Annotated in this window: 4 protein-coding genes; all 4 read right to left on the bottom strand. The window is 36.0% G+C overall.

What is annotated here, in order from left to right; translation table 11 throughout:
• Nucleotides 1-213: 213 nt before the first annotated feature.
• Nucleotides 214-1,116 carry a hypothetical protein gene (locus EHO58_RS17945; protein WP_135680837.1) on the bottom strand — a complete coding sequence of 301 codons (903 nt, stop codon included), beginning with the start codon at nucleotides 1,114-1,116 and terminating at the stop codon, nucleotides 214-216.
• A 624-nt stretch (nucleotides 1,117-1,740) separates the two neighbouring features.
• Nucleotides 1,741-2,679 carry a hypothetical protein gene (locus EHO58_RS17940; RefSeq protein WP_135680836.1) on the bottom strand — a complete coding sequence of 313 codons (939 nt, stop codon included), beginning with the start codon at nucleotides 2,677-2,679 and terminating at the stop codon, nucleotides 1,741-1,743.
• A gap of 373 nt (nucleotides 2,680-3,052) precedes the next feature.
• Nucleotides 3,053-3,478 carry an OsmC family protein gene (locus EHO58_RS17935; RefSeq protein WP_135680835.1) on the bottom strand — a complete coding sequence of 142 codons (426 nt, stop codon included), beginning with the start codon at nucleotides 3,476-3,478 and terminating at the stop codon, nucleotides 3,053-3,055.
• Nucleotides 3,479-3,784: 306 nt separating this feature from the next.
• Nucleotides 3,785-4,426, bottom strand: coding sequence for an SH3 domain-containing protein (locus tag EHO58_RS17930; protein ID WP_135628510.1), 642 nt, complete (start codon nucleotides 4,424-4,426; stop codon nucleotides 3,785-3,787).
• Between the last annotated feature and the right edge of the window lie 324 nt (nucleotides 4,427-4,750).

The following is a 4,750-nucleotide window of genomic DNA, read 5'->3' as shown; positions in this document are numbered from 1 at the left end:
ATTGCATATTATTTGTTACCTAAATACGGATAAATTATTTCTGATTACGCCTAACGACCAAGGCTTGACGACGTTCGCAACGGCACGAACTTGCTTTAGCAAGTGCAGTGACGACAGCGAATGTGGCGAAGCCCAAGCGAGAGTCGCGCAGCGATCTCGAAGCGAAGCGTCAGAGCCGATAGTTATACGCCGTCCAAATTTGGCGAAGTTTGATTAAGTTTGTATATCATTATACGTTCTTATTTGAGAGGACCAAAATTTGATTAAAGCCATCACAATAAGCAAAATTGAATAACCCTCTTCCCGCCCAAAATGGCCTACACTTGGCGAATGATGTGGCTTATTAGTTATAGATTTTATTGTTTTAGAGGTTTTATCTAACCAGTCAAATGTCAAAGCGTTTGCGTCTATAAAAGCTTTCTTATTCGAGTCACTGTCGGAATATTTAAGTAATTTATCTTTTTCTTTTTGAAGAGATTCAAGAAGAGATCTACAATGCCCTACACTTTTGTCATAATCACCAAGAAGGTAATATTTATTGGCCTCATTCAACTCATTAATTGCCTGGGTAAAATATTCAAGATCTGAAAACGAGCTTATTGGAATCTCAACTAATGCGATCTTTTGTAAGGTACTATTATTTAATATTTTCTCAATCCAAAATGACTTAGGTATATTGAAATGCAAATTTGCAGTTAATAAATTCTGAGTAGCCTCAATAACTTCAAAGGTTTGATTATCAATTCCGACTATTTTTCTCTTTTTGTTTGCATGAAAAACAAAGTCGATAGAAAAGTTTACATCATCTTTTCGATTCGATTCTATCTTTTCGAAGATCGAATTTGGTATTTTAAAATTGCAGTCAAAGTTGGACGTATATTTTAAGGAAAAGTCAAACGTATGCAATTTACTAAATTTATCTACTTCCGAAATTCCGTTTATCTTTAAAGTTACCTCAAAACCGTGACAAACTACAGGCAGAGGATTATTCACCTGAAACTGAAGTTTAAGCCTTAGGATATTTACATCAGATATTGTATTAATCGAAGTATTTAGAAAATCGATCTTAACATTTCCTAAAGTTAAGTGTAAAAAACTGATTTCTGTTTCAAACATAGAATTCATTTGGATGGCGTATAATGACCAAGGGTTGGCGACGTTTCGCGAGTGCGCAAGCACTTGGCGCGAGACTTGCCCCGCAAGGCGAGTGACAAAGCGAAATGTGGCGAAGCCTGGAGCGAGGGTCCGAAGGGAACCCGAAGCGTAACGCCAAGCCGATAGTTAGGCGCAGTATCGCTCCTAACACAGTGCACCCAAGCCCTACTCTATAAAATCCTCTAATAGAATAAAAGCAAATTAGTGACTAATTCACTTTCAAATTATAAAGTAGCGAACCCTTTTCGTATCTTTTAGTACAAAGGTAACATGAGTTCTGAAGAAGCCTAACATTGCTAAAATCTTTCAGTCTACGATACAAAACAAGAAAAGGGAGAAAAGCGGTCGAAACTTAAAGTGGATCTTAATTTGGCTCCAAGCTCTAAGGTAGAATTCAAAACTTATACAATAAAAAATAAAAGAAAATCGCGATATTGTCGCCTAACGACCAAGGCTTGACGACGTTTCGCGAGTGCGGAAGCACTTGGCACGAGACTTGCTCTGCAAGGCGAGTGACAAAGCGAAATGTGCCGAAGGCCGAGCGAGGGTGCATAGCATCCCGCAGCGCTGCGTCAGAGCCGATAGTTATGCGTCGTATTTATTGCTTAATTGATTATGGTTATACATTCTATGAACATCATTATAAACTAACGAATTAGTAGTTCGCATTATATGATGAGCAACATCTGTAAAAAAGTCAATTTCTGATTTCAGAATAGACTTCAAGTTTTCTCCTTCTGTTAATTTATGGTCAATTTTTCTTGAACTTAAGTCAGTTAATAATTTTTTATTAACAATGCCGGTAGAATGAATTATATGATTTCTAACCTTTGAATGAAAGAACAATTCATTTAAATTATCCCCGTATTCATCATGATAATCAATCTTAAACTTTCTTAAAAGTAACGGAATGACGTCTGCAATATTTTTAGAATGAAAAATCGAAGATATTTCTTCTTGAATAATAAGACCTTTTAGATCTTGAATGTTTTTAATATCATTGCGAAATATATTCTCTACTTTTAGTTTTAACTCGGTCTTATTTAAATAAACCGGAAAGCAATTAAGTAATATTGCTACGATATTCTGCAAATATACCTCAAGATTTGTATAAGTATCCAAATAGAGTTTTTCAACAAGTATATTCTCGAAGGTTGTATTCGTTTCTCTTATAGATCGATCGTATCGACGCACTGATCTTGCTGTCCTCATAAAATGAGGAAAATCAAGTTTGAGTTCTTTCAAGATAAATGATATACCATCACTTATCTCTTCGAACTTAATATTCTCCGCTCTTTTAAATCTGTTTTTCGTTCTATTAAATAAAGTAACTATTCTAAAAAAATGCATGAACATGATCTGATAATAACCCAAAAGCAAGCTTGCATTCTTATTAATTTTATATTGCTGAATATATCTTTCGTATTCACTTTGCACAATATTCAAGATTTGATCATAGGAATAATTCAATTCAGAAATTGACTTTTCATTATCCAAAATATTATTTCTAAGTTCTTCACCCAATTGTTGATGAGACGGATCCTTAAGAACTTCCGCAATTATCGAATCTGAAAATTGCGAATACATTAATTTAAAGAACAGATATATGATAGGAATCGTTATTATCAAAACAATACCAATCGTATACAGTATTGGTAGAAAATTTAAATTATTCATATTGCGGATTACTTATAAAAATGACGCATAACGACCAAGGTGTTCCGACGTTTGCAATGGCGCGAGTTTGCTCATGCAAACGAAGTGACAGAAGCAAATGTGGCGTAGCCCGAGCGAGAGTCGCGTTAGCGATCTCGAAGCGTAGCGGAAGCACCGACAGTTATGCGATGGACCGATCCTTTGCCTGAGAATAAAACTTAAACAGATTTAAAGCAAATCTTCAACTTTGACGTCTTACTAATACACCACTCAAATTTGTACCAGAAGCGATTGTATTAAAAACTGTTCCATATTTCTTTACATTTTCATGCAAAAGATTCAAACGTTGCTCTGATTCTTCTGAATCGACTATTACTTTATAAAATATCGATTCCATTCTCGGAGGTACATCTTGCCTAACTCCATCTACTATCACTTCAATTGAATTTAATTGAAATTGTAAAATTGGGACTGTTTTTTCTAGTCCTTTAATTATACAAGCAGAGAGAGCGGACAGCAGCAATTCTGCAGGATTAAAGGCATCCGCATTCCCTAAGATATCTGTATCAAGTATTATCTTGGCGTTCTTACATTTCGATATACTACTATGCGAATCTATTCTTACTGATTCGACGTGAAAAGTCATTTTAGGTTTAGATTCACTCATACTGTGTGCTCCCTCACCGATAAACAACCTTATATTCAAATGACTGTCGATTAAAAGTTTTCTAAATTCCTTTGATAAAAGTTATCTTTAGATCTATTTGTTCTTGTAAGATTCTATTCTGATCGGTCTTTCGCATAACGACCAAGGGTTATCGACGTTTTGCGAGTGCGTAGCACTTGGCGCGAGTTTTGCTCAGCAAAACGAGTGACAAAGCAAAATGTGCCGAAGGCCAAGCGAGAGTTGCGAAGCAATCTCGAAGCGCAGCGATAAGCCGATAGTTAGGCGTAGTCAGAAACTATATCAGTCTCATTTCGAGCAAATAATAGTCTGAAAAATCAGAAATTCTGAATTTTCAATCCGGCAGATATAGTCACCATTAAAATCTTTTAAGTATGAGCCTTCCTTATATGCTCTCACCTTAATTACAATAATGTCTTTTGACACTTCCGATGAAATAATTGAGCATGAGCCACCACCTGCTTCATATGAGCAATCAGAGAAGCACTCGCGAGGTAACTTTAAGGAACATTTTTCGTTCTTATAGATATTCCCTATATAGGAATTAAAATTTTTGTCCATTAACGTAAAAATTGGCCCAGGAGATTTTAATTTAATTAAACCATCCAACTTTGTTGCCTCAGTTGGACAATTATCTCTTAAGAAACCAGCAAATATCCATGCATCAATTCCTTTGAAATTAATAAGTGCCCAGCTTGCTTGCACTTGGTTAATAGTATCTTTCCGATCAGAAAATCTTACGATATCGACAACTTGGCCATAATTAAGATATCCGATATGATTTGCATTTAGTTCTGGAAACTGCCTTACCTTCAAGCCATCCATAAATACACATTTAGAAGCTACTGGCACAATTTGTTCCTTTACTATCGGTTTACAAGCAGCAATATAACAGAAAGGAATTAATGTAATTATTTTCAGCAATTGCATATTATTTGTTACCTAAATACGGATAAATTATTTCTGATTACGCCTAACGACCAAGGCTTGACGACGTTTCGCGAGTGCGCAAGCACTTGGCGCGAGTTTTGCTCAGCAAAACGAGTGACAAAGCGAAATGTGCCGGAGGCCAAGCGAGAGTTGCGTAGCAATCTCGAAGCGCAGCGTCAGAGCCGATAGTTATGCGCCGTCGCTAACTTTTTGAGAAATTAACCCAGCGCCCTCAATGCTCCTAATGCGTTCATTATTTCATTTAAGTAAATAATAAACTGTATAGGGCTAGTAATAATATCTGCTATTATGGAAAACGGAGTC

Source organism: Leptospira selangorensis, assembly GCF_004769405.1.
In the GTDB taxonomy this organism is placed as follows: Bacteria; Spirochaetota; Leptospiria; order Leptospirales; family Leptospiraceae; genus Leptospira_B; species Leptospira_B selangorensis.
This window is presented reverse-complemented; position numbering and strand designations above follow the sequence as displayed.